The organism is Allobosea sp. 05T439 (assembly GCF_056396005.1).
In genome coordinates this window covers 1-24,600 of the sequence record NZ_JBFTKP010000040.1, presented here as the reverse complement: position 1 = coordinate 24,600, position 24,600 = coordinate 1, and the positions used below count along the sequence as shown (strand labels likewise).

Genomic DNA, 24,600 nt, shown 5'->3' with positions numbered 1-24,600 from the left:
GATCGAATGACTGGAATTAGGTCTGTTGGCCGCTTCATTCCGGCTCAGCCGCTCAGCCACATGCCGTCGCGCTGCGGGTCGGCGCCGGCCGATAGGCGGCCGGCATCGGCGAGCACCGCATGCAGCGCCGCGAAGGCGAAGCCCTGGTAGGAGCGCGCGACGCGATAGCCCTGGCGCTCCAACTCCGCGGCGACATAGCGTGGGATCCGGTTCGAGATATCGATGCTGTTGCTGGTCACGCTGATCCGTGGCGCCGCGACCGCATCGAAGACCGGCATGCCGAAATCGATGATGTTGCTGATTCCCTGCGCCATCGCCGGCAGGATCGCGGTGCCGCCTGGCGCGCCGATGACGATGAAGGGCCTGTCATCCTTGAAGACGATGCTCGGCATCTGCGAGCTGGTGCGGCCCTTGTTAGGCGCCAGCGAGCCCGGCCGGCCGGGCCGCGGATCGAAGGCGCTCATCAGCCCGTTATACATGAAGCCCAGCCCATCGCTGATGACGCCGCTGGGGATATTGAGCGTGTGGGTGAGCGTCACCGCGTTGCCCTCGCCGTCGACGACGCAGACCTGCGTGGTGTCGTTGGCCTCGGGCTTCAGCTTCAAGCGCTCGATGGCGCCGCGCTCGCCCCGGCGGATGCTCTGCGCCAGCGTCGCGGCATAGTCCTTCGCCAGCAGCCGGTCGGTCGGCACCTCGACGAAATCGGGGTCGCCGATATGCGCGTCCTTGTCGGCCGTCACCCGCATCAGCGCCTCGGTCAGGATGCGCAGATGCTCGCCGCCATTATGCTCGAGTTCGCCGAGCGGGAAGTTCTCGAGGACATGCAGCAGCTGGATCAGCGAGACGCCGCCGCCGGGCGGCTGGACGCTGGCGACGCGGTGGCCGCGATAGCTGCCCCAGACCGGCTTCGACCGCCGCAGCTGGTAGTTCGCCAGGTCCTCATAGGCGAGCAGGCCGCCATTCGCCTTCATGTCGGCGGCGATCTGCTCGGCGATCTCGCCGCGATAGAAGATCTCGGGGCCGGCTGCCGCGATCCGCTCCAGGGTGCGGGCGAGATCGGGATTGGCGACGGTGTCGCCGGGGCGCTTCAGGCTGCCATCGGCCCGGAAATACAGCTCCCGGCCGGTCGCGCTGAAGCGGAGCAGGTCCTCATTGGGCACCCGCCCCTGCTCCGACTGGTTCAGTGCCATGTAGTAATGCATGTAGGGCCGGATCCTGAAGCCGCCCCGCGCGTAGTCGATCGCCGGCTGCATGATATCGGCGAGATCCATGGTGCCGTATTCGGCCAGCGCCGTGGTGTATCCCTTCAGGTTGCCCGGCGAGCCGACGGCCTGATAGCCGATCTCGTTGACATGGCCCTTGACCACGAAGGAGAAGCCGTCCGGCGCCTCGCCGATGATCGCGTCCTGCCACATGTCGGCACGGGTCGCCGCCGGGCTGCGGGCATAGAATTCCAGCACGTCATGGGCATTGCGGCCGGGCATGTAGATCTGCATCGAGCCATAGCCGGCGATGCCGGTCATCTGCGGATCGACGACGGATTGCACGAAGGCGCAGGCGATCGCGGCATCGACGGCGTTGCCGCCGCGCCTGAGAACCAGCGCTCCGGCCTCGACGGCCTCGGGCTGGGCCGCGACGATCATCCCGGCCATCGGCTCAGCCCTTCCCGCCAAAAGCTGCCGCGGGAAAACGCCCGAGCTCCTCCAGCAGCATCGGCCAGGCCTGCAGGCCGAGCGGGATCGACGCCAGATGGAAGAACTCGTTGGGCGCGTGCACGTCCTCGTCGGGCAGGTTGAAGCCGAACATCAAGGTGTCGAGACCGAGCGTCTCCTTGAAGATCGCGGTGATCGGCACCGTCGCGCCGAGCCGGACATGGACCGGCTCCTGTTGCGATGTCGTCCTCAGGACGCGCGTGGCGGCCTGGACCAGGGGGTGGTCGGCAGCGAGCGTCGAGGCCGGCGAGCCGCCGCCTATCGCCTCGAAGCTGACCGCGACGCCGGGCCGCGCCATCGCCAGGATATGTCCCTTGAGCGCCTGCGCCGCCTGGTCGGGGTCCTGCCCCGGGGCGAGACGGATGGTGATCTTCGCGCGCGCCTCGTCGGGGATCACCGTCTTGCTGCCGGAGCCGGTATAGCCGCCCCACATGCCGTTGACGTCGATGGCGGGGCGCAGCGTCAGTCTCTCGCGGATGCTGTAGCCCGGCTCGCCGGCCGCGATGCCGCCGATATCGCCGACAAAGGCCGCCTCGTCGAAAGGCAGGGCGGCGGTGTCCTGCCGGTCCCGCTCACTGAGCGGGCGCACGGCCTCCATCAGCGCCGGGATGGCGATCGCGCCATTCCTGTCATGGAGCGTCGCGATGATCGCGGCGAGCTCGTGCAGGGCGTTGCGGACCGCGCCGCCATAGCGGCCGGAATGCAGCTCCTTGTCGGCGGTGCGGACCACGAGTTCGAGCTTGGTCAGCCCGCGCGCCCCGACATTGATCGTCGGCACGGTCGGGCTGGCGCGGCCGCCATCGGCGGAGATCATGGCGTCGGCCTTGAGCAGCGGGCCATAGCGCGCGACGATGGCATGCAGGCTCGGGCTGCCGGTCTCCTCCTCGCCTTCGATGAAGAGCTTGATATTGACCGGGCAGCGGCCCTTGACCGCCAGGAAGGCCGCGACCGTCTCGATGGCGATCGTGGTCGAGCCCTTCACATCCGACGCGCCTCGCGCATAGAGTCTGCCGTCACGGGTCGTCGGCTCGAAGGGCGGTGTCTTCCAGAGCGCCAGCGGATCGGGCGGCTGCACGTCGTAATGGCCGTAGATGATGATCGTCGGGGCGCCGGGCGCGCCGAGCCAGGTGCCGTAGACCGCCGGCTGGCCGCCGCCATCGAGCAGCTGGACATCCGACAGCCCGATCTCCTTCAACCAATCGAGCAGGAACGTCCGTGTGTCCTGCATGCCCTGCGCATAGGCCGGATCGGTGCTGACGCTCGGCAGCCTCAGGAAGGCCTTCAGCCGGTCCAGCACGGCATCGTGCCGGGCGAGCAGATGATCGACGACGGGCTGGGCGCTCATCGCGGGCCTCCAGGAGTTTGGGGATGGCGGGTCGAAGCGAGGATCGGGGTCTCGTCGGCGACAGCGTTCAGCACGGCCTTGGGGACCGGGACGGAGGCCGCGAGCAGCAGGAAGGACAGGGTCTTGCCATGGCCGTCGAGGCCCAGGCTGGCATTGACGCCGCCGTCCAGAACATCGTCGAGGACGAAATTGAAGGCAGCCAGCCGGGGCAGTTCGTAGCGCACGACCCGGGAGGGCACCCTCGCCCGAAAGATCTCCGCCACGAGATCGGCCGTGAGCTCTGCGGCCAGCACCGGGAAGAGCGCCGGGTGGCGGCAGACCACCGCGATATTCAGGCGGTTGCCCTTGTCGCCGGAGCGGGCATGGGCAAGCGCATGGAGCGGCGTGCGGATCAGTTCCATCATGCCGCCTCCTCCATGAAGGTGACGCGGGGCGTGACCCTGTCGCGCGCGACCAGGCAGGACGCGCTGCGCAGCCGCGGCGTCAGGCGCTTGCGCACCCCGCCCCCGCCCGCCGGCCCGGCGCAGTACAGCGCCTCGACCTCGTCCAGCAGGCACTCGGCGGCGGCACGATCATCGGTCTCGGCCGCGAAGCGGATGCGCAGATCGGCCGGCAGCCTGTCCCAGACGAGGTCGGAAATGCCGGAGCCCGCGCTGTCGCCGAAGACGCTGACGGCGCCGATCAGATCGACACGAATGGCGAGAGCAGGATGGAAGCGGCGCATCCGAAGCTGCACGGTCTCGATTGCGAGTTTTGCCCGCGCCCCGGCATTGGGGCCGGCATAGGAGATTTCGGCCTCGGCGAGATGGCCGCCATCGACGCAGATCGTCGCTTTCAGGGTGGGCGGCAAAGGGTGGCCCCTGGCGCCGCTGACGCGCACCCGGTCGGGGCCGACCTGCTCGATCTCCACCTCAGTCAGGTCGAGCACGACATCGGGCGTCAGATAGGCGGCCGGATCGTGGATCTCATAGAGGATCTGTTCGGTCACGGTGCGCCGGTCGACCAGCCCGCCGGTGTCGTCGGGCTTGGTCACGACGAAGCTGCCATCGGCCTCGACCTCGGCAATGGGATAGCCGATCCGGTCCATGCCCGGCACGTCCTTGATGCCCGGATCGGCGAAATAACCGCCCGTGACCTGCGAACCGCATTCGAGCAGATGTCCCGCCAGGATGCCGGCGGCAAGCCGGTCCCAATCGTCCCAGGCCCAGCCGAAGCTGTGGATCAGCGGCCCCAGCACCAAAGCGGGATCGGCGACGCGCCCGGTCACGACGATGTCGGCGCCGCGCGACAGGGCCTCGGCGATCGGGCCCGCGCCAAGATAAGCGTTGGCGGCGATGATCTCGGGCGCCCGCGCCAGGATCGTGCCATCGCTCTCGCAGGCGGCGAATTCGGCCGGGCTCATCAGGCCGAGAAGGTCATCGCCCTCGACCACCGCGATCTTCAGGCGGGGATATCCGGCCTCTGCGGCCCAGCTGCGGATTTTCGCGGCAGCGGCCCGCGGATTGGCCGCGCCGAAATTGCCGATGATCCTGATGCCGTGCCGGGCGGCGTCCCCGAGAGCCGGGCGCAGCAGGCGCTCGAGCGCGGGCACCTCGCCGCGGGCAGGATTGGCGATCCGGTCGATCTGCGCGAGCGCCAGCGTGCGTTCGGCCAGTGTCTCGAAGATCAGGAAACGGGGCCCGTCATGCTGCGCCAAGGCTTCGATCACCGGCCCGGCCGAATCCGATCGGTCGCCGGCAAAGCCCGCCGCAGCACCGATCCGAACCTGTGTCGCCATGCCGAACCCATCCGTTGCCGCCAGCCCGGCCCATGGCCGCGCCTGATGCATTGGTGGCGACGCATTCAGAAAGTCAAATAATGGGAATTCATTATTCCATAGGATGAGCCTATGACTGAGCTGCACGGGAGGCGACAGACCGCCGGCCCGGCCGATCGACCACCGAGGCGCCATGAATCTGACAATCCGGCAGTTGGAGATCCTGGTCGCGATCGGCGAAACGCTGAATCTCACGGCCGCGGCCGAGCGCCTGGGCATCACGCAGCCCTCCGTCAGCGAGACGCTGAAGCGCATCGAGGCCGAGCTCGGCTATCGGCTGGTGCACCGGACGACGCGCGCGCTGACGCTGACCTACGAAGGGCGGCACGTCGTCGCCAGCGCGCGCGATGCCGTGCGCAGTCTGCACCAGACCTTCGAGGCGATCGCCAGCCGGAACGAAGGCGTGCACGGCCGGGTCTCGATCGCCGCACTTCCATCCGTGGTCTGCACGCTGCTACCCCCGGCGATCCGCGCCTTTCGCAGCAGCTTCCCCGGTATCGATGTCCAGATCCGCGACGCGCCCCAGGACCGGGCGACGGAGCTGCTGGAGGACGGTATCGTGGACCTCGCGATCGTCGGCCACCCGGCCTCGCTCGGCGCCTTCGCCTTCGATCCGGTGACGTCGGACCGCATGCACCTGGTCTGTCACCGCCAGCACAGCCTCGCCACGCGCGAGAGCGTGACCTGGGCGGACCTCGCCGGCCATGACTTCATCGCGATCTCGCCGGCTTCGTCGGTGCGCAGGCTCACCGATGCCGGGTTCGTCCACGGCAACCTGTCGATCGAGCCGAGATACGAAGTCGACCAGATCCCCTCTGCGGCAGCGCTCGCGGCGGCCGGCCTCGGCATCACCGCGCTGCCATCGATGACCTTTGCGATGTTCCGGAGCACGGACCTGGCCATGGTGCCGATCACGGCGCCCAGCATCGAGCGCCGGATCGGCTTGCTCTGGGTCAAATCCCGGCCGCTCTCGCTCAGCGCGACCCGGCTGGCGGACGCGATCCGGACGCATGGCGGCGCCTGACCCAACGGCGCGTCGACGAGCCCCCTCGCCGTCTCAAGGTGCAACCGCTCTTCGCCGAAGGGCTGGATCATCGGACCGGAAATCGTGTCCGGTCCGATGATCTAGCTGTGGAGCGTCAACAGGTTGTCCTCGTCGAGAGCGAGTCTGCTGATGGGTGTCTTGGCCTGGATTCCGCCGTGGGGGCGATGCCAGTTCTGGGGATGCGTTCCGGCCGCAGGCTCGGCAGAAGCCCGCGGCCGGAACCGTGCACTTTGTGCGACGCCTCAATGCAGCGAGCGGAATGTCGCGCGCAGATCGTCCGTCAGGGCTTGCGGCTGCTCCCAGGCCGCGAAATGCGTGCCCGTGTCGTGGCGCCTGTAGAAGACCAGGTTCGGATAGGCCTTGCGCGTCCAGCTTTCCGGCGCCTGGTAGATCTCGTCGTGGAATGCGCTGACACCGGTCGGCAGCGGCACCCCCTTGGGCGCGAAGAACGCGAGCTTGCTTTCCCGGTAAAGCCGCGCCGATGAGACCGCCGTGTTCGTCAGCCAGTACAGCGTGATGTTGTCGAGGATATCGTCCCGGGTCAGGCCCTCCTTCGCGCCATCGAAGACGCGCGCGATGAGGTTGTAGCTGCGGATGTCGTGGTCGATGATCCAGGCTGCCAGCCCCACCGGCGAATCCGCCAGCGCGTAGAGAGTCTGCGGCCGGCCCGCCATTTCCTGCGCGTAGCCGAGCCCGTTCGCATAGAAATCGACGAGCTGGTCCCAGGCATGCTTTTCCTCGGCATCCAGGCCCGCGGGCTCGGGGCCGTTGGGAAGCAGCGGGGCGATCTCGGCGGGAACGGTCGCCGGCATGTTGGTGTGGATCCCGGCCAGCCCGGCCGGGCGCTGCAGCGCCATCTGCTCGGTGACCGCATTGCCCCAATCGCCGCCTTGCGCGACATAGCGCGTGTAGTCGAGCCGCTGCATCAACACCGCCCAGGCGCGTGCGACATGCTGCGGATCCCAGCCGTTGACGGCCGGCTTGCCGGAAAAGCCATAGCCCGGCAGCGACGGGATCACGACATCGAAGGCATCGGCTGCAGTGCCGCCAAAAGCGGTCGGATCAGTGAGCGGGTCGATGATCTTCAACTGCTCGATGATCGACCCGGGCCAACCATGCGTGACGATCACCGGCAGCGCGTTCGGGTGTTTCGACTTCACCTGGATGAAGTGAATATCCACCCCGTCGATCGTCGTGACGAAGTTCGGGTAGCTGTTGATCCGTGCTTCGACGTCTCGCCAGTCATGCTGGTCCGCCCAATACGCGGCGAGCTTCTCGATGGTCGAGAGGCTGACGCCCTGGGTCGGGTCGTTCTCGCGCTCGGGCCATTTCGTCGCCTTGATGCGGCGCTTCAGCTCGGCGAGTTCTTCGTCGGTCGCGTGGTAGCGGAATGGCCGGATCGAACGGTCGCCGCTCGCCTTCGGGTCTGCGGCCTCAGTCTCCTGCGGCGAGCGCGAGGGAGACGGCGCTGCTATCGCGTTCACGGCGGGAAGCATCGCGCCGATCGTTCCCACGACGGTTGATGCGATGAAGCTCCTGCGGCCGATCAACGGGTGCGGACCAGGCATGGCGGTTCTCCTCGGGGTTAAGGCGGAGACGTGGACGGACTGTGCGATGATCTGGCGTGCCGCATCGACATAGTCGCGCCCCGCATCGGTGAGCTGGACATTCCGACTGGTCCGGACGAGCAGGCGCGTACCGAGATGGCGCTCGAGCTCCGCGACTTTCCGGCTGACGCTCGGCAGCGGCGCGTTCAGCTTGCGGCTTCCCGCAGACAGGCTGCCGGCATCGACGACCGCCAGAAAAACCTGCATCGCATCGAAGCGGTCCATCAGGCCCCACACTCCTTTGCGCCGGCGGCAGAGACGTTGTCCGCGCCCCCGGTCCGAAGCTTCGCACCGGCCTCGGCCAGCCCGATCGATGGGCCGGCTTCAGTCTAACGCGCGGTCGGCCTTGCTGCCATGGGTGACGCACCAGTCCCGGTCGCGCCCAGGCGGAGATCTGTCATTGGCTTTGCCCAGGGTGCTCCTGAGCCGGTACATGAGCGCATGGAAAACCGCTTCACACTCCTTGGGCTCAACTCATTCCGGCAGGAGATCAAGAAGAGCCGCTTCATTGCGACCGCCGCTCCCGTTGCGGATGAGGCGGCAGCCAAGGAGTTCATCGCTGCCCACTCGGACCCGGCGGCCAATCACAATTGCTGGGCCTGGCGTTGCGGACAAGGCTATCGCTTCAACGATGACGGAGAACCGAGCGGCACAGCGGGAAAGCCGATACTCGCGGCCATCGACGGGCAAGCGCTGGACGGCGTCGCCGTCGTCGTGACGCGCTGGTTCGGCGGGGTCCTGCTCGGCAGCGGCGGCTTGATCCGCGCCTATGGCGGCACGGCCGCCCTCTGCTTGCGCGCGGCCGAGACGGTGGCGCTGGTCGAGGCGGCATCAGTGACGATCACCTGCGCGTTCGGCGATCTGGCGCGCGTCCAGGCGCGGCTTGGTGATCTGCCGGGGGTGCAGCTGCGCGATCAGGTCTTCACGGATACCGGCGCAGTGCTGTCGGTGTCGGTTCCAAAGCTGGAGGCCGATCTGGTCTCCAAACTGGTCAGGGACATCACCAGCGGACGCGCGGCGATCAGATGGGACGACTAGGTTCTCGATCTCCGGGCGGGTGCTGGCCCGGCGACATCGCGCTGGCATGGAGATGGCGACAGAGCACTTTGTCTGCTGGTCTTAGTTGCGCCAAGACCCGATGTCAGAAGCGCCCGATTGCACCGGCTGCACGGATTGGGGGCTGACCACAGGTGGCGAACGGATGTGACCGGCGCGAGCCGCTTGTCGACGCGCTGGCGACGGACGCGCATGAGCTGGATTTTCGCCCCTCCTCCGAGGATCGGGAGGGCGAGACCACGGCGCGCGGGCCGGCCTCTCAGACCAGCGATGACGCGTCCAGCCAGCCCGGGAAGGCCCGACGCGCGGGCGGCGGCTCGGTCCTGAGAAAGCTGGCCTATGCCGGGCACCTGCTCTGCCTGGGGGGCCTCGTCGGCCTGGGCGGCGGCGTCGCCTACTACGCCGCGCAGCTGCCTCCGCTCAGCCAGCTCACGGTGCCGAAAAGGCCCCCGAACATCGCCATCCTGGCGAGCGACGGCTCGCCTCTCGCCAATCGCGGCGAGACGGGCGGCCGCGAGGTCTCGCTGCGGGAGCTGCCGCCCTCCCTGCCCAAGGCTTTCGTCGCCATCGAGGACCGGCGCTTCTACGACCATTGGGGCATCGACCTGATGGGCATCGTCCGCGCAGCCTACCGCAATCTGGCCCATGACGGAGGCCTCCAGGGCGGCTCGACGCTGACCCAGCAGCTCGCCAAGAACCTGTTCCTGACCCAGGAGCGCACGGTCTCGCGCAAGATCCAGGAAGCGATCCTGTCGCTCTGGCTGGAGCGCAGCTACAGCAAGGACCAGATTCTCGAACTCTATCTCAACCGGGTCTATTTCGGCGCCGGTGCCTATGGTGTCGAGGCCGCGGCGCAGCGCTATTTCGGCAAGTCGGCCCGCAACCTGTCGCTCTCGGAAGCCGCCCTGCTGGCCGGCCTCGTCCAGTCCCCCTCGCGCCTGGCCCCCAGCCGCAACCGGGAAGCCGCACAGGCCCGCGCCGAACGCGTCATCGCGGCGATGAAGGAGCTCGGCTTCATCACCCCCGACATGGCCAGCACGGCTCTTGGCGCACCGGCGCAGATCGTGCGTCCCAAGGCGGCCGGCTCCGCCAATTATGCCGCCGACTACGTGATGGAAGCGCTCGACGACACCGTCGGCGCCATCGATTCCGACATCGTGGTCTCGACCACCCTCGAGCCAGCCCTGCAGGCGGCGGCCGAGCGGGTGCTCGTGGACGAACTCGACGCCAAGGGCCAGAAATTCAATGTGAGCCAGGGCGCCTTCGTGGCGATGCGGCCGGACGGGGCCGTGACAGCGCTGGTGGGTGGCCGCAACTACGAGACGAGCCAGTTCAACCGGGCGACCTCCGCCCGCCGCCAGCCGGGCTCGGCCTTCAAGCCCTTCGTCTATCTGACGGCGCTCGAGCGGGGGCTTCGCCCCGACACCGTGCGCTCGGATTCGCCGGTCAACATCAACGGCTGGAAGCCCGAGAACTATGACCGCGGCTATCGCGGGCCGATCACGCTGCGCAATGCTCTCGCCCTCTCCCTCAACACGGTGGCGGTGAAGCTCACCATGGAGGTCGGTCCTCAGGCTGTCGTGCAAACGGCGCAGCGCCTGGGCATCGCCTCGCCGCTCCAGGCCGACCCCACGATCGCGCTCGGAACCTCCGAAGTCACGCCGCTCGAGCTCGTCGGCGCCTATGCCAGCTTCGCCAACGGGGGCGTCGGGGTCGTGCCCTACGTGATCACCGAGGTGAAGGCTGCGGATGGCAGGCCAATCTTCAACCGCCCGGCGCCGGACGATGCGGGCCGGATCATCGATCCCGCCACCGATGCGATGATGAACGCGATGCTGCACAACGTCTTCGTCATCGGTACGGCCCAAAGGGCGCGGATGCCCGGCTGGCCCATGGCCGGCAAGAGCGGCACCACCAACGACTACAAGGACGCCTGGTTCGTGGGCTTCACCGGCAATCTGGTTGCCGGCGTCTGGCTCGGCAACGACGACAGCACACCCACCAAGGGCGTATCCGGCGGCAACCTCCCGACCGATATCTGGCACAATTTCATGAAGATCGCCCTCAAGGACCAGAAGCCGGTCGGCCTGGCGGGCGTGGCCGGCGCCGGACAGGATCCGCGCTACGCCAATGAAAGCGGCAAGGGCCAGCCCCGGCAACGCACCAGGCGCCAGAAGAATTTCTTCGAGAGGCTGTTCGGGCTCTGAGGTTCGGTCGTTCGGCCCAGAGCTGAGCCCGTAGTTGTCACAGAGCCGCTCCGAGGCTGCGCCAGGAGCAGACTCTGGCTGGTGGCCTGGAAGCAGAGATTGCCAATCGTCTCGCCTGAATTCCGTTCGCGACCCATCTGGGACTGCGGGGAGGTACGCTTCCTGTCGGGCCGATTGCCCCGAAAGGAGAGGCCGAGATTGGACCGTCCGCTTGCCGGCGGATCTCCCGAAAGGCGGGATGATCTTGGGAGCGGCTGTTGCCGGTTGTGTTACTTCGTCGGCTGAGAGCGCGCGGTGAGCTTATTTCCGTCCGGATCGCGAAGGTAGGCGACGAAGGCTCCGTTCGGGCGCTCGCTGGGTGGGCTCTCGATCGCCGTCCCACCATGCGTGGTGCCGGCCTTATGCCACGCGAGAACATGGTCGCGGCTTGCAGCGGCGATACCGATAGTCCCACCGTTGGCCGCGGTCGCTGGATTGCCGTCGATCGGCTTCGTGATCATCAGCCGACCGCCCTTGTGGGCATAGATCAGCCTGCCTCTGGCATCTATCTCGCCAGGCTCGCCTCCCAACGCGGCGAATGTGGCGTCGTAGAAATCTCTGGCCCGCTCCAGGTCGTTGCTGCCGATCATGACGTGAGTGAACATAGTCTTATCTCCAAATAGGGCCTGCGCGAGATAGTCGCGCGCGGTCCGCAAGCGCCCCCCAGAATGCCGTCGCGGCACAGGCGATTGTGGGGCTTGGGAGGCTCGGTGAGCGAGCGCGAGCTCGCGGCCATGGCCCGACCATTCGTCGGCCGGGCCATGGCCCTCCATTCGTCAGAACATGTGGAAAGGTGGCTTGGCGTCGTCTGGCAGGAGCGCCTTATAGGGCGTCCGGACCAGGCGCTCCTCGAAGTCGGCCTTGGCCTTTTCCAGCAATCCCGGTTCGACGAGCACGTCCGCGGCTACGCCCGCCATGACCTTCGCAACGTGAACCATGCCCTTGTGCGCCAGCGGCGATTGACCATGGGCCGTCAACTGCCAGGAATGCCCCGGCGTGCCGATCGTATATGTCGCGCCCCGCGCCTGTACCGTCGGCACGGCCCAGGAGACATCACCGACATCGGTCGAGCCCATCATACGCGGCCCCGGCACCTCCTTGGGTGCGATCGCGTTGCACAGGGGAAAATCCGTCACCGGCAATCCCGAGCGGCGAAATGCGCTTTCGATATGCGCGGGCGTCACGCTCTTCTGCATGCGCCTGGCGAAGGCGACGTCGTCTGCATCGAACGGAGGCGGGCCAAGCCGATCGAAATTGCGCTGCATGGCATCCTCCAGGGGCGTGTTCGCCAGCAAGCTGCTCATCGCGCTGACGACTTCGCTGGTGACCGTGGTCTCCGTCATCAGTGCCGCTCCTTCGGCGATTTTCCGGACCCGGGCGAGGAGTTCATGGACCTGGGAGACCATCGTCGCCCGCACGACATATCGGAGCTTGGCCTTGGCTTGGACAACGTTCGGCGCGATGCCGCCTGCTTCGAGATACGCGTAGTGGATGCGCGCATCGCTCGGCATGTGCTCGCGCATGTAGTTGACGCCGACATTCATCAACTCGGCGGCGTCGAGCGCTGAACGGCCGAGATGCGGAGAAGCGGCGGCATGGCTGGCGCGCCCGGAAAACTCGAAGTCGATCGTCGTGTTGGCCAGGGATATGGCTGCCGTCACCGCCGCAAAATCCGCGGGATGCCAGGAAATCGCGATGTCGACGTCCTTGAAGGCGCCCTCCTTGACCATGAACGCCTTGCCTGCCCCACCTTCTTCCGCCGGGCAACCATAGTAGCGGACGCGGCCCTTGAGCCCACGCTCCGCGAGGAAATCCTTGACCGCCGCGGCCGCCAGCATGGCGCCGGCCCCCAGCAGGTTATGGCCGCAGCCATGGCCGGCCGGCTGGTTCGGAAGCGGTTGATGCTCGGACATGCCGGGGGCTTGCGAGAGCTCAGGCAGCGCGTCGTACTCGCCGAGGATAGCGATCACCGGGCCGTCCTCTCCCGCCTCGCCCATGACGGCGGTCGGCAATCCGGCGATGCTCGTCTCCACGCGAAATCCCTCGCGCCGAAGCTGCTCGGCGTGGGCCGCAGCCGACTTAACCTCGCGGTAGTTGAGTTCGGGCATTTCAAAGACGCGGTCGCTCAACTCGATGTAGTCCGCCTGCTTTGAATCGACGATCGTCCAAATCTTATCGGTATTCTGCACAGCCTTCTCCCGAGATTGCATTCGCGCCATAGAGGCGGCTGAAGGCCGCCGTCATCCGCAATCGCCGGATATCGACAGCCACAGCCTTCGAGAGGCTACTACAAGGCGAACGGCAGAATGGCCGAATTTTACTCAGAAGAATCGGCAATTGTTGCAGACTGATCGAGGTTTGCTTGTGCGCTCCGAAATTCGCGATGCTTGCCTTTGTCCGTTCCCGCTTTCGGCGCCTCTCTTCAGCGCCAATGGCGGATGCCGGCGCGGAGATCACGCTGCCATCGCGTTTCGCGCGGTCCTTGATGGATTCTTCGCTGCGGGTCATCGCCTTCGAAATCGAGTGGCAAGGCGGATCGTCTCCAAACCCTGACGCCCCCTGGGGGATAATCCTGTCGGGCTCGCGCGCAGAGACCGCCGGTGCTTGCCGGACGCGAGTGCAGGAGCCAATCATTTTCCGATCTCGCTTCTGATGCTAGGCATGCCAACATGCTCCGGTCGATCCAACAGCTTCGGGACAGCTCCGCGGTAGGCGCGCTGCTTGCCGACGGCGATGAGCAATTGACGCTGATGGGCGGCGGCTCCGAATACCGCATGCCGTGGCATTGGCACGACTGCCTGATGATATTCCTGCCGCATGTCGGAGCGGTCGATTTCCGCGACGAGACCAGACAATCCGGCGCCTGGCTGAGCGAGGACCGTTTCGCGGTGGTTCCACAGGGTCTCGCGCACCAGACCTCGGCAGCCCGACCGATCCATCGCCATGTGGCGATCTACGCTGCAGATGGACAACTGGCGAAGATCGAGGCCCGCATCGGCTCATTGCATCGTGTGCGCAGCAAGCTCGGACGAACAGGCTTTTTCCCAATGACGTCCGAGATCCGGTCGCTTCGCGGGCTGTGCCAGAGTGGACAGGCCGACGACGCCGTTGCGCAGGTCACGCGCAGCCACCTCGCTGCGGCATTGCTGATCAATTGCCTCGCGCAGATCGAGCGAAGCGATGAACTGTCCGGCGCGCGCCCTGAGGGTCATGGCGAGATGCTCGTTTCGGAGATCAGGTCGTTCATCAGCCAGAACGCCAGCCAGGACCTGCCGCTCGACCTCATCGCCGACAGGTTCGGCTTGTCCAGACGCCATGCAACCCGCTTGTTCCGCGGCAAGACAGGCTTCTCGATCGCCGCCTTCCAGGACCATGTGCGGATCAGGCAGGCGCAGGAGTTGCTGGTCGCGACCACGCTTCCGATTGGCGAGATCGCCTGGCGCGTCGGCTTCGAATCCGGCTCCGCCCTGGCGCGGGCGATGAAGCGCCTGACCGGGCTGACACCGACGACCGCGCGGCGGGACCTGGCCCGATCCGACAAATCTTGAGGCCCGCTCGGTCGCGCAAGGGGCCGCCCCGCCCCTTATCCTGGCGGGATGCTTCAAGAGCCAGGCGAGGACATGCGATGCAGGGCGCTCAACCAAATGGCTTCGTCATCCGTTCGGATCTGACGAGGACGATGCCGATCGGCTTCGGGGCTGCCGTCGTCGACGCCATCGCGCCGTCCATGACGTGAGCGAGGCTGCGACGATGAACGACATCAGGCTTGTCAACGTCTTCACCCATAGGGGAAGCGGCGGGAATCCTTGCCCGATCGCGATCGACGCGTCGGGATGGCCGGAAGCAGGAATGCAGGCGGAGGCCCAGCGCTTCGGCCACGAATCCGGCTTCGTCCTGCCGGGGTCCAGTGCCGATTTCGATTATGCCTTCCGCTTCTGGGTGCCGCGCCACGAGATGGAAATGTGCGGGCACGCCACGATCGGTGCGCTGTGGTGCCTGGCCATGGCTGGCAGGCTCCGGGCCGATCAGCTGCGCATCGAAACGCGCAGCGGACCGGTGACCGGCTATGTCGATCTGACGGATCCCGATGACCCGTCGGTCGAGATCAGCCAGCCGGCCGGCAAGGTCGTCGACCTGACAGCGGCCGAGGAGGAGGAGGTTCTGGCGACCCTCAACCTCTCGCGCCGTGATCTCCTCGACCTTCCCATCCAGAATGCGGTGACATCGCGCGTCAAGACGCTCATCCCCATGAAAAGCACCGCGCTTCTGAATGGCCTCTCGTCGAACATGAGGCGGACGGAAGACTGCTGCGGGCGCATCGGCTCCACGGGCCTGTATCCCTACGCGATCGAGGATCGGGGCGCGCGGCGTTTCGAGGCGCGGCAATTCCCGAAATCCTCAGGCTATCCCGAGGATGCAGCAACCGGCATCGCGGCTGCGGCCCTGGCCTTCGGCTTGCTCAGGAACGGGCTAGTGGGTCGCGACAGCCAGCGCATCACCATTCTTCAAGGGCGGGCCATGGGTTCCCTGTCCGAGATCGGCGTGCGCCTGGGATTTGCCGATGACAGGCCGGTCGGCTGTCTTCTTGGAGGCTCCGTCAAGCCAGCGGAACCGCACGAATGGCATCAGGGCAGCGAGCGCTTTGCCGTCTAGGGGTTTCGCGCCGACGCTTCTCCTGGTCGAGCCCCCTATCGCGCCTGATCGCGGCCCTGCCGTGGCTCGACTGCGGCGATAGAGGCGTCGCGCGAGGGGCCGGGCTGGTCGCGGCAGAGCTCGACCAGCCCTGCCCGGTCGCCGGCCTCGAACGCTGCGATCATCGCCCCCTGCCCGGCGCAGGCCTGCGCCAGATGGGCCGGTTTGCTGCCGTGTTCGATCGGTCGCGATTGGCGCGAAATGGCAAGACGGGCAGGCTGTCCACGCACGAAATGCCCGCCGCGGGACTCGCGGGCCGATTCGTCCGCGATTGCGTGCTGCAGCGAGCCGGAGCGCTCACGCAGGAGCCGGCACGGCAGGGGACAAGCAGCAATGTCAGGCGCAACGGCGCGCGATCTCGCCTTTCCGCAGTCTGCCGACACAGTCTCCTGCGCGACGGTTCTCAGGATCGACAGCAGGTGGCCCCCGCGCCAGGCCAGGGGGGCAAGCCCTATGCCGGATTGCGCCGCGAAGGCCGCAGCCCTATCCCGGCAGTATCGGGGCGTCCCTCCCTTGCAAGGCGTTCAGAACGTTCTCCGTACCGGACAATTGTCTGGCTTGGACGGACTGGTGTCGTCGACTTCCACGCGAGACTGAGACCATGGCTGCTGTTTCAACGACCGACGAGCTCGAGGTTGCATCCGGGATGCTCCATCGGTTCTCCATGCTGATCGAGGACGGTCTGACGAGGAGGCTGTCAGGCTGGCTCTCGTCCGGCGGTGCGTGGCACGATTTCGTCCAAGGTCTGGAGGCCGCCGGCTATCGTCCCGCGCTGCTGGCTCTCGGCATTGCAGCGGTTTGCCTGATTGCCGCTGTTGCAACGGCAGCTTTTGCCAGCGCGATCATCGGCAAAGTGAAGGCCCGGCCGCTTCTGTTCGGGGCCGCCTGGTTCGCGGCCGCCTTGCTCGCGGTGCTGGCGGCCTGGGTCCTGCTCCTCGGTCTTATCACCGATACGGTGCTCCGCCGCGCCTTGCTCAACTGCGTCGTGATCTCGGCCGTGGCGACAATGATCTGTTTCCCGCTGGCCACCGGTCGCCGGTCGATCTTCTGGCCTTGGCGACGCGATCTCGCGGTCGCCATTGGCATCGCGGCCGGCGGCCTGGTGGTCCTTGCCTGTCTGCGCATATGGAATGCGGCCGATCCGCTACGCGATCTCTTCGCGACATTCGCGGTGTCCTTGCCGTTCACCATTCTGGTCGCAGCCGCGTATCTTCGTCATCGCGGGCTGGTGACCAGGGTTCTGTCATTCGGCAGCCGGGCAGGATCGCTCCGCCGGAAGCTGGCTGCACTCTGGCCCGGGCTGGTGGTGGCGGTCGTCATCGCCGCCTTCCTCTTCATCCAGCTGGACCTGACGATCGGAAGGCCGACGCGGGGCGGATTGTTGCTGCTTTCGCTTCTTCTGGTTCTCGCTGGTCCTCATCTCGACGTCGCCATCGAAAGACGCGGCTGGCAGGCGGTTCGCTCGCAGGGCGGAGAACTGACGGGCGCGCTGTGGCGCACCTTCCGCATCGTGGTCGCCGCATCGATTCTCGCGGTCTTGGCCACGCTCTGGCTCCTGCCGATCCTGGATGTCGTCGGTATTCCGCGGGGCACCGTCCTGCTGAAAGCCGGCGAGATCCTGATGCTCGTGCTGGTCATTGCCTTCTGCTGGAACTGGGTGGCCATCATGGCCGCGCGCATCAGACCTCAAACGCCGGGCGATCCGCAGGTCCCCGCCGCCATGATCGGCACGCGGCTGACCACTGTCGGCCCATTGCTCGTGGGCCTCACCAAGGCCGCGCTTCTGACGCTGGGGGCTCTGACCGTCCTGGTGATGCTCGGCATCAATGTCTGGCCGCTGATCACCGGCCTCTCGATCTTCGGCCTGGCGATCGGGCTGGGCTCCCAGACACTGGTCAAGGATGTGGTGGCCGGTCTGTTCTTCCTCGTCGATGATGCCTTCCGCCTGGGCGAATATATCGAGACCTCGGGAGCCAAGGGCACTGTCGAGAGAATTTCGTTGCGATCGGTCTCCCTGAGGCACCCGCGTGGTCCGGTTGCGACCATTCCTTTCGGGCAGATCGGGAAGATCCAGAATTTCAGCCGCGAATGGGTCATCGAGAAGATGATGTTCCGAGTTGCCTTGGACACCGATGTCGAAGCCGTGCGGAAACTGTTCAAGAAGATCGGGCAGGAGATCGAAGCGGATCCGGAGCTGAACGCCGATCTGCTTGAGCCGTTCAAGAGCCAGGGCATTGCAGCCCTCGAGGAAGGCACTCTGGTGATCCGCGCCAAATACAAGGCCCTGGCCGGGCGTCAATTCCAGATCCGCAAGGCTATCCTGTCCAAGGTGCGGATCGTGCTGGCGGAGAACGGCATCAAACTGGTGCCCAAGCCCCTTCATGTCCCCGAGATGGGTGGGTGAGCCCGCCTGTTCGCCTTCGTTTACCGGGCATCGGGGCCTTGCGCCACAAGAACCGGTCCAGCCAGAAGCCCCGACCGCTCATCTGCGACGGGGCGCTAGGGCGACCCAGCAGGTCAACGAATAGACAACCGATCCCATGGCGACCATCGCGATCTCAGCCATATCGCGCTCCATCGATCCTCCGGCCGTCAGCCAACCGGACACCGGGCGTATCTCGGGCGGGGCTTTAACCTGTCGGCACGGCCTGACAGTCGAAGCCTTCATCCGATCGATCGCTGTCCGATCAGCAGACGAAACCTATCGGGATCATTTCGCGCATTGCCCGGTCGCCGGGTCTTGCCATTTGGCGCCAATCGCGTCGGCAATCGTTCGATCCCGTCAGGGAAGACGCCCCGGCCGAGCACGGCGATATCTGCGAGATCGCCCGCTTCTTCCGCGTCACGGCGGAGATCGCCATGGTGCGTGAGGCTCATCCGCCGCAGTTGGACGTGGTCTATCCCTGATCCTTGAGGAGACGCTCGACGCAGGTCGCCAGCGAGCCGCGCCATGCGGGAAGCGTAACGCCGTGCCGCGCGGCGAGCTTGCCGCAGTCGAGCCGTGAATTGGCCGGCCTCCGCGCTGGCGTCGGGTAATCCGTCGTGGCGATGCGCTTGACCGCGACCGGCTTGCCGCCGAGCCGCTCCCGGTCTGCGAAGATCGCCTCGGCGACATCGGCCCAGACCGCTTCCCCCGCAGCACTCATGTGAAAGATGCCGCGCAGTGTCTCGTCCTGGGGGCGGGCGACCAGATTGCGCGCCACCGCCAGGACGGCGTCGGCGATGTCGAGCGCGCTGGTCGGGCAGCCATGCTGGTCCGCGACCACGCCGACCTCGTCGCTTGTTTCGGCCAGGCGCAGCATGGTCTTGACGAAATTCTTGCCGAAGGGGCTGTAGATCCAGGCCGTACGCAGGATCGCGTGGTTGTCCGAGGCGGCCGCGACCGCCCGCTCGCCGGCCAGCTTGCTGGCACCATAGGCTGAGATCGGCCCGGTCGCATCGTCCTCGCGATAGGGCCGGTCGAGCGCCCCGTCGAAGACGTAGTCGGTCGAAATCTGGATGACGGGGACGCCAAGTGCGGCAGCCGCGCGCGCCGCTTCACCGGCCGCCTCGCCGTTGACGCGCATGGCGAGGTCGGGCTCGCTCTCAGCCTGGTCCACCGCCGTATAGGCCGCCGCATTGACGATGACATGGGGCCTGGCCGCGCGCAGTGCTGGCGCGATCATTTTGGGGATGGCGAGATCCAGATCCGGGCGGCGGAGCGCGACGACTTCAACACCGGCCGGCACGCGCTCCAGCATGGCGCGGACGACCTGGCCGGTCCAACCGGTGACGACGATGCGCAGACCCATCAGTCGAAAAACCGCAGCATCTCGGCGAGCCGCGGATGCTTGCGATCCCTTTCGGAGAGGGGCAGCGAGGACAGGGGCAGAGCCTCGGCGATGCCGAGGGCCGGATCATCGAAGGCAAGCCCATGATCGTTCTCGGGCGCGTAGGGCCCGGTGGTCTTGCAGAGCACTTCGGTGTCCGGCTCGTGTGTGACGAAGGGCATTGTCATGTCTCCGGCCTGCTTGCGCGGCACGATATGACCGCTGGCCCTGATGTTGTCCGCTTGAACCGATCCCCCACGTAGATCGACGAATTTTCGCGGCTCGTCTATGGACGCGAGCGGGGCCCGAGTCCGCAACACCTCCCGGCTCATGATCATAGTGACCTCCAGTGCTGAAGATCAGCCTCGTCTTCGCCAAATTGAATGGCCGAAAAGCGGACGTACCCAACGTCAGAAAAGGCAGTTCCGGACATTGTCACCCGCCCCCCGGCCAAAGCCCCCCTATCGCGCCTGATCGCGGCCCTGCCTCTGCTCCACGGCGGCGATATAGGCGTCGCGCGAGGGGCGGAGATGGTCGCGGCAGAGCTGGACCAGCCTCGCCCGGTCGCCGGCCTCGAGCGCGGCGATCATCGCCCAATGCTCGGCGCAGGCCAGCGCCAGATGCGAGGGGCTGGCCGCCGTGATCGAACGGGCGCCATGAACCTTCTGCGCCATCATCTGGATCAGCTCGACGAGATGCGGATTGCCGCATGCGGCAAAGAGCGCCTCGTGAAACGCCATATTGGCGCGGAAGGCCGCGCGCGCGTCGGCGTCAGTGACCGCGGCCGCATGGACCTCCTGAATGGCTTTCAGCCGTGAGACGATCTCGGAGCCCGCCGGCAGCGGAATCTGCTCAGCCGCCAAGGTCTCCAGCGCCTCGCGCACCGAATAGATCTGGCGCACCTCTTGCGGCTCCAGCAGCCTGACGGCTGCGCCCTTGTTCGGCACGCGCTCGACCAGCCCGACCCGCTCCAGCTCGGCCAGCGCCTCGCGCACGACATGGCGCTTCACCTCGAGCCGAGCGGCGATGTCCTCCTCGATCAGGCGCTCGCGCGGCAGGAGCCAGCCAAGCACGATCTCCTCCTCGAGGGCATCGGCCACCATGCGGGTGCGGTCGGCGGTGGCAGGCTTCAGCGCGAGGACGGACATGCGGCTTATTCCAGTTCCAACATAATTGTTGACAATCCTGCCAACGGCAACGCCTCATCATGTCATGACGAGCACCGATGACAAGACTGCCTCCGCCAAACCGGCCCCGCGCGGCATGCGCCGCAATCTCGCCAGCTATGGCGATCCCGGCTTTTCGCTGTTCCTGCGCAAGGCGTTCATCAAGGCGGCCGGCTTTTCCGACGATGCGCTCGACCGGCCGATCATCGGCATCACCAACACCTTCAGCGACTTCAACCCCTGCCACGGCAATGTGCCGCGCCTGATCGAGGCGGTGAAGCGCGGCGTCATGCTCGCCGGGGGCCTGCCGATGGAGTTCCCGACGGTCTCGATCCACGAGTCGCTCTCGAACCCGACCTCGATGTTCCTGCGCAACCTGATGGCGATCGACACCGAGGAGATGATCCGCGCCCAGCCGATGGATTCGGTCGTGCTGATCGGCGGCTGCGACAAGACCGTGCCGGCGCAGCTGATGGGCGCGGTCTCGGCCGATATCCCCGCGATCCAGCTCATCACCGGCCCGATGCTGGTCGGCCACCACAAGGGCGAGATCCTCGGCGCCTGCACGGATTGCCGCAGGCTCTGGGGCCAGCACCGGGCCGGCACGATCGACGAGGCCGAGATCGAGGTCTTGAGCGGCAGGCTCGCACCGACGCAAGGCACCTGCATGGTCATGGGCACGGCCAGCACCATGGGCTGCCTCGTCGAGGCGCTCGGCATCGCGCTGCCCGGCACCGGCACGATTCCGGCAACCCATGCCGACCGCATCCGCGCCGCCGAAGCCAGCGGCAAGCAGGCTGTTGCGCTGGCCAAGGGGGGCGAGAGCTCACGTGGATTGCGGCCGAGCGAATTGCTGACCGAGACCGCCTTCCGCAACGCCATGGTGGTGCTGCAGGCGATCGGCGGCTCGACCAACGGGCTCGTCCATCTCGCGGCCATCGCGCGGCGCGCAGGCTTGAGCATCGATCTCGAGGAGTTCGACGCGATCGGCCGCGCCGTGCCGGTGCTGATCGATCTGAAGCCGTCGGGCGATCATTACATGGAGCATTTCCACTGGGCCGGCGGCGTGCCGAAGCTGATGAAGGAACTGCGCGCGCATCTGGCGCTCGACGCCATCACCATCAGTGGCCAGACCATCGGCGAGATCGCGGAGGCCGCCGAGGAGGTGCCGAACCAGACGATCATCCGCAGCGCCGCAAACCCGCTGAAGCAGACCGGCGGCATGGCCGTGCTGCGCGGCAACCTGGCGCCTGGCGGCGCGGTGATCAAGCATTCGGCCGCCTCTCCTGCCCTGCTCCAGCACACCGGCCGGGCCGTCGTCTTCGACTCCGTCGAGGACATGGTGACGCGCATGGACGATCCCGCGCTCGATGTGACTGCCGATGACGTGCTCGTGCTGCGCAATGCCGGCCCCAAGGGCGCGCCCGGCATGCCGGAGGCCGGTTATCTGCCGATCCCGAAGAAGCTCGCCCAGGCCGGCGTCAAGGACATGGTCCGGATTTCGGATGCCCGCATGAGCGGCACCGCCTTCGGCACGATCGTCCTGCACATCACGCCTGAATCGGCGGTGGGCGGCCCGCTCGGGCTGGTCCGCGACGGCGACCTGATCAGGCTCGACGTGCCCGCCCGCCAGATCGAATTGCTGGTCGAGGCGGCCGAGCTCGACCGCCGCAGGGCAGAATGGCAGGCGCCCGCCCATCTCAGCGAGCCCTCGCGCGGCTATCGCGGGCTCTATCTGAAAAGCGTCCTCCAGGCCGATGAAGGCTGCGATTTCGACTTCTGCTGACTGGCCGCAGCGCGGCTCAAGACACGTGATGCAGGGCCGGACGAACCGGCCCGCAGCCCAACCCGGAGGACAATGCCCGATGCTGAAACGCGCCTTTCTCGGCGGCACGCTCGCCGCTCTCTCACTTGCCGGTCTGTCACTTGCCGCGCAGGCCTATCCGCAAAGGCCGGTCACGCTGCTCGTGCCCTATGCGCCGGGCGGGGCGACCGACATTATCGGCCGCGTCATCGCCGAGGAACTCTCGCAGACGATCGGCCAGCGCGTCATCGTCGAGAACCGCGCCGGCGCGGCCGGCAGCGTCGGCGCGGCTGCCGTCGCCCGCTCCCAGCCCGATGGCTATCTGCTGCTGATGGGCGCGCTCACCAGCCACTCGATCAATATGGGGCTGCAGGCCAAGCCCGGCTTCGACCTGAAGAAGGATTTCGCGCCGGTCACCATCGCCGGCACGGTCGGCCTGGCGCTCGTCGTCCACCCCTCGGTGCAGGCGAAGACCATCCCCGAGCTGATCGCGCTCGCCAAGGCCAAGCCCGAGGACTTCAACTACGCCTCCTCCGGCAACGGCTCGCCGCAGCATCTGGCCGGCGAGATGTTCAATGCGCGCGCCGGGACGAAGCTCGGCCATGTGCCCTATCGCGGCAGCGGCCCGGCGATGACCGACATGATCGGCGGCCAGGTCAAGGTGATGTTCGACACCATTCCCTCCGTGCTCCAGCATGTGAATGCGGGCTCGCTGAAGGCGATCGCGACCACCGGCCGCGAGCCCTCCCCCTTCATGCCGGATTATCCGACGGCGATCGCGCAGGGGCTGCCCGATTTCGAGATCGGCTCCTGGTTCGGGGTGCTCGCCCCGGCCGGCACGCCGCAGCCGATCATCGACAAGCTCAACGCCGAGATCGTCAAGGCGCTGAAAAGCCCCAAGGCGCTGGAAGCGATGAAGCTGCAGGGCGTGACGCCCAAGCCCGGCACGCCTGCCGAGGCGGCCGCGCTGATCGACAGCGAGATGACGAAATGGAGCGACCTGATCAAGGCGACCGGGCTGAAGCCGGAGTGATGGAATTTGGCTCCGCGCTGCGCTAGGCCGGAGCGGTGGCACCGGTGAGATCCTGCGCTCATCGACGCCAGCCCTTGGGAGCGAGAGCATCATGACAAACCCCATCGAGCGCATCGCCATTGTCGGCGCCGGCATGATCGGCGCGAGCTGGGCGGCGCTCGCCTGTGCTCATGGCGTCGCTGTCGCGGCTTACGACCCCTCGCCCGCAGCCGAGGAGAAATTCTTCACTTACGTCGCGCGGGCGCGGGCGCAGCTCACCGAACTGGGGCTTGACGGGGCGGGGGCGCTCAGCTTTTCGACCAGGCTCGGCGCGGTGCTTGAAGGCGCGCAGTTCATCCAGGAGAACGGCCCAGAGAACGAGGCCGTGAAACGGCAGTTGCTGAGCCAGATCGACGCCCAGACGGCGCCGGATGCGATCATCGCCAGCAGCACCTCGGCCCTGCTGCGCAGCGCCATCGTCGCCGAGTGCCTCCGGCCCGAGCGCATCATCGTCGCCCATCCGTTCAACCCGCCCCATCTCGTGCCCCTGGTCGAGATCATCGGCGCGGATGAGGCCGTCATTGCCCGCGCCAGCGCCTTCTATCGCGCGCTGGGGCGCAAGCCCGTGGTGCTGAACCGGGAAATGCCGGGCCATATCGCCAACCGGCTGGCGTCGGCGCTCTATCGCGAGGCGGTCCATCTGGTCGAGCAGGGCGTCGCCAGCGTCGCCGATATCGATGCCGCCCTGTGCCATGGGCCGGGTCTGCGCTGGGCTCTGATGGGCCCGCATATGACCTATCATCTCGGCGGCGGCGATGGCGGCATCAAGGGCTATCTCGCCCATCTCGGGCCGAGCCAGCTCAGGCGCTGGGAATCGCTCGGCCACCCCTCCCTCAGCGATGAGGTGCAGCGCCGGATCGTCGAGGGGGTGGCAGAGGAGAGCGCCGGCCGCTCGATCGCCGAGCTGGAAGCGCGCCGCGACGAGGGCCTGCTGGCGCTGCTGAAATCGCGCAAGCTGGTGAGCGAGTAGGCGGGGTCACAGGCCTGAGTGGGCGCGCAGCAAATCGCGCGCGCAGTCCTTTCGCGGATCAGGCGGCGGCACGCCCCTCGGCCCTGACAGGTGCCCTACAAATCGGTGATCGGCCCCGTGCCCTCGCGGAAGGTTCTCTCCTGCCCCCGCGTCCGCGACGCGTCCCGGCGCTCGATCTGGACGGAGAGGCTGAAGTCAAGCGCGCCGGAGCAGCGGCCACTCAGGGTGATCCTCGTTTCCCCCTGGTCGTGGCTGAAGCT

21 protein-coding genes and 1 pseudogene are annotated in these 24,600 nt (G+C 66.9%); 9 read left to right on the top strand and 13 right to left on the bottom strand.

Features of this window, described 5'->3' with window-relative positions:
• Nucleotides 1–44 precede the first annotated feature (44 nt).
• From ggt to AC1DIO_RS29120, 4 genes are read right to left on the bottom strand one after another with little or no spacing between them, the layout of a single operon-like run.
• Nucleotides 45–1,652: a gamma-glutamyltransferase gene (ggt, locus tag AC1DIO_RS29135; protein ID WP_476776267.1), complete on the bottom strand. Its 1,608-nt coding sequence runs from the start codon at nucleotides 1,650–1,652 to the stop codon at nucleotides 45–47.
• Nucleotides 1,653–1,656: 4 nt separating this feature from the next.
• The gene (locus AC1DIO_RS29130) at nucleotides 1,657–3,057 is read right to left on the bottom strand and encodes a dipeptidase (protein ID WP_441508676.1); all 1,401 of its coding nucleotides are present in this window, start codon (nucleotides 3,055–3,057) and stop codon (nucleotides 1,657–1,659) included.
• Complete coding sequence (locus tag AC1DIO_RS29125) at nucleotides 3,054–3,458, bottom strand: AtuA-related protein (protein WP_476776268.1); 405 nt, start codon at nucleotides 3,456–3,458, stop codon at nucleotides 3,054–3,056. Before AC1DIO_RS29125 ends, AC1DIO_RS29130 begins: the two co-directional genes overlap by 4 nt.
• Nucleotides 3,458–4,834: an acyclic terpene utilization AtuA family protein gene (locus AC1DIO_RS29120; protein ID WP_441493560.1), complete on the bottom strand. Its 1,377-nt coding sequence runs from the start codon at nucleotides 4,832–4,834 to the stop codon at nucleotides 3,458–3,460. The genes AC1DIO_RS29125 and AC1DIO_RS29120 overlap by 1 nt, the downstream gene beginning before the upstream one ends.
• Nucleotides 4,835–5,006: 172 nt before the next feature.
• On the opposite strand from AC1DIO_RS29120, the gene AC1DIO_RS29115 reads away from it, so the two are divergent.
• Nucleotides 5,007–5,897 carry a LysR substrate-binding domain-containing protein gene (locus tag AC1DIO_RS29115; protein ID WP_441493559.1) on the top strand — a complete coding sequence of 297 codons (891 nt, stop codon included), beginning with the start codon at nucleotides 5,007–5,009 and terminating at the stop codon, nucleotides 5,895–5,897.
• 101 nt (nucleotides 5,898–5,998) lie between these two features.
• On the opposite strand, the pseudogene AC1DIO_RS29110 reads toward AC1DIO_RS29115, so the two are convergent.
• Together AC1DIO_RS29110 and AC1DIO_RS29105 are read right to left on the bottom strand one after the other, a co-directional pair.
• Nucleotides 5,999–6,100 (bottom strand): annotated as a pseudogene (locus tag AC1DIO_RS29110) (IS481 family transposase); the annotation flags it as partial.
• 60 nt (nucleotides 6,101–6,160) lie between these two features.
• The gene (locus AC1DIO_RS29105) at nucleotides 6,161–7,750 is read right to left on the bottom strand and encodes an alpha/beta fold hydrolase (RefSeq protein ID WP_476776269.1); all 1,590 of its coding nucleotides are present in this window, start codon (nucleotides 7,748–7,750) and stop codon (nucleotides 6,161–6,163) included.
• Nucleotides 7,751–7,966: 216 nt separating this feature from the next.
• On the opposite strand from AC1DIO_RS29105, the gene AC1DIO_RS29100 reads away from it, so the two are divergent.
• Together AC1DIO_RS29100 and AC1DIO_RS29095 are read left to right on the top strand one after the other, a co-directional pair.
• Complete coding sequence (locus tag AC1DIO_RS29100; protein ID WP_476769306.1) at nucleotides 7,967–8,563, top strand: IMPACT family protein; 597 nt, start codon at nucleotides 7,967–7,969, stop codon at nucleotides 8,561–8,563.
• 152 nt (nucleotides 8,564–8,715) lie between these two features.
• A complete protein-coding gene (locus AC1DIO_RS29095) occupies nucleotides 8,716–10,788 on the top strand; it encodes a transglycosylase domain-containing protein (protein WP_476854459.1) in 2,073 nt (690 codons plus the stop codon).
• A gap of 269 nt (nucleotides 10,789–11,057) precedes the next feature.
• Here AC1DIO_RS29095 and AC1DIO_RS29090 read toward each other — a convergent pair whose 3' ends face one another.
• The 3 genes from AC1DIO_RS29090 to AC1DIO_RS29080 form a co-directional block, all read right to left on the bottom strand.
• The gene (locus AC1DIO_RS29090) at nucleotides 11,058–11,432 is read right to left on the bottom strand and encodes a VOC family protein (protein WP_441508292.1); all 375 of its coding nucleotides are present in this window, start codon (nucleotides 11,430–11,432) and stop codon (nucleotides 11,058–11,060) included.
• A 171-nt stretch (nucleotides 11,433–11,603) separates the two neighbouring features.
• On the bottom strand, nucleotides 11,604–13,016 hold the full coding sequence (locus tag AC1DIO_RS29085) for a M20 family metallopeptidase (RefSeq protein ID WP_441493832.1): 1,413 nt from the start codon (nucleotides 13,014–13,016) through the stop codon (nucleotides 11,604–11,606).
• Nucleotides 13,000–13,335, bottom strand: a complete 336-nt coding sequence (locus tag AC1DIO_RS29080) for a hypothetical protein (RefSeq protein WP_441508291.1) — start codon at nucleotides 13,333–13,335, stop codon at nucleotides 13,000–13,002. The genes AC1DIO_RS29085 and AC1DIO_RS29080 overlap by 17 nt, the downstream gene beginning before the upstream one ends.
• A 161-nt stretch (nucleotides 13,336–13,496) precedes the next feature.
• On the opposite strand from AC1DIO_RS29080, the gene AC1DIO_RS29075 reads away from it, so the two are divergent.
• Together AC1DIO_RS29075 and AC1DIO_RS29070 are read left to right on the top strand one after the other, a co-directional pair.
• Nucleotides 13,497–14,375: a helix-turn-helix domain-containing protein gene (locus AC1DIO_RS29075; RefSeq protein ID WP_441508290.1), complete on the top strand. Its 879-nt coding sequence runs from the start codon at nucleotides 13,497–13,499 to the stop codon at nucleotides 14,373–14,375.
• A gap of 202 nt (nucleotides 14,376–14,577) precedes the next feature.
• Complete coding sequence (locus tag AC1DIO_RS29070; RefSeq protein ID WP_476776271.1) at nucleotides 14,578–15,480, top strand: PhzF family phenazine biosynthesis protein; 903 nt, start codon at nucleotides 14,578–14,580, stop codon at nucleotides 15,478–15,480.
• Nucleotides 15,481–15,515: 35 nt separating this feature from the next.
• Here AC1DIO_RS29070 and AC1DIO_RS29065 read toward each other — a convergent pair whose 3' ends face one another.
• Complete coding sequence (locus AC1DIO_RS29065) at nucleotides 15,516–15,749, bottom strand: hypothetical protein (RefSeq protein WP_441493829.1); 234 nt, start codon at nucleotides 15,747–15,749, stop codon at nucleotides 15,516–15,518.
• Between the two features lie 371 nt (nucleotides 15,750–16,120).
• On the opposite strand from AC1DIO_RS29065, the gene AC1DIO_RS29060 reads away from it, so the two are divergent.
• Complete coding sequence (locus AC1DIO_RS29060; RefSeq protein WP_476854458.1) at nucleotides 16,121–17,923, top strand: mechanosensitive ion channel family protein; 1,803 nt, start codon at nucleotides 16,121–16,123, stop codon at nucleotides 17,921–17,923.
• Between the two features lie 493 nt (nucleotides 17,924–18,416).
• Here the strand turns inward: AC1DIO_RS29060 and rfbD are convergent, their stop codons facing one another.
• From rfbD to AC1DIO_RS29045, 3 genes are all read right to left on the bottom strand, one after another.
• Entirely contained in the window at nucleotides 18,417–19,310 is an 894-nt protein-coding gene (gene rfbD / locus AC1DIO_RS29055) for a dTDP-4-dehydrorhamnose reductase (RefSeq protein ID WP_476854457.1), read from the bottom strand.
• A complete protein-coding gene (locus AC1DIO_RS29050) occupies nucleotides 19,310–19,666 on the bottom strand; it encodes a dTDP-4-dehydrorhamnose 3,5-epimerase family protein (RefSeq protein ID WP_441508286.1) in 357 nt (118 codons plus the stop codon). The genes rfbD and AC1DIO_RS29050 overlap by 1 nt, the downstream gene beginning before the upstream one ends.
• A gap of 123 nt (nucleotides 19,667–19,789) precedes the next feature.
• Nucleotides 19,790–20,476: a GntR family transcriptional regulator gene (locus tag AC1DIO_RS29045; RefSeq protein ID WP_476776275.1), complete on the bottom strand. Its 687-nt coding sequence runs from the start codon at nucleotides 20,474–20,476 to the stop codon at nucleotides 19,790–19,792.
• A 64-nt stretch (nucleotides 20,477–20,540) separates the two neighbouring features.
• Between AC1DIO_RS29045 and AC1DIO_RS29040 the strand changes: the two genes are divergently transcribed.
• The 3 genes from AC1DIO_RS29040 (at nucleotide 20,541) to AC1DIO_RS29030 (ending at nucleotide 24,340) form a co-directional block, all read left to right on the top strand.
• Nucleotides 20,541–22,280, top strand: a complete 1,740-nt coding sequence (locus tag AC1DIO_RS29040; RefSeq protein ID WP_476854456.1) for an IlvD/Edd family dehydratase — start codon at nucleotides 20,541–20,543, stop codon at nucleotides 22,278–22,280.
• Between the two features lie 79 nt (nucleotides 22,281–22,359).
• A complete protein-coding gene (locus AC1DIO_RS29035) occupies nucleotides 22,360–23,331 on the top strand; it encodes a Bug family tripartite tricarboxylate transporter substrate binding protein (protein WP_441508283.1) in 972 nt (323 codons plus the stop codon).
• 91 nt (nucleotides 23,332–23,422) lie between these two features.
• Entirely contained in the window at nucleotides 23,423–24,340 is a 918-nt protein-coding gene (locus AC1DIO_RS29030; protein ID WP_476854455.1) for a 3-hydroxyacyl-CoA dehydrogenase NAD-binding domain-containing protein, read from the top strand.
• Nucleotides 24,341–24,600 lie beyond the last annotated feature (260 nt).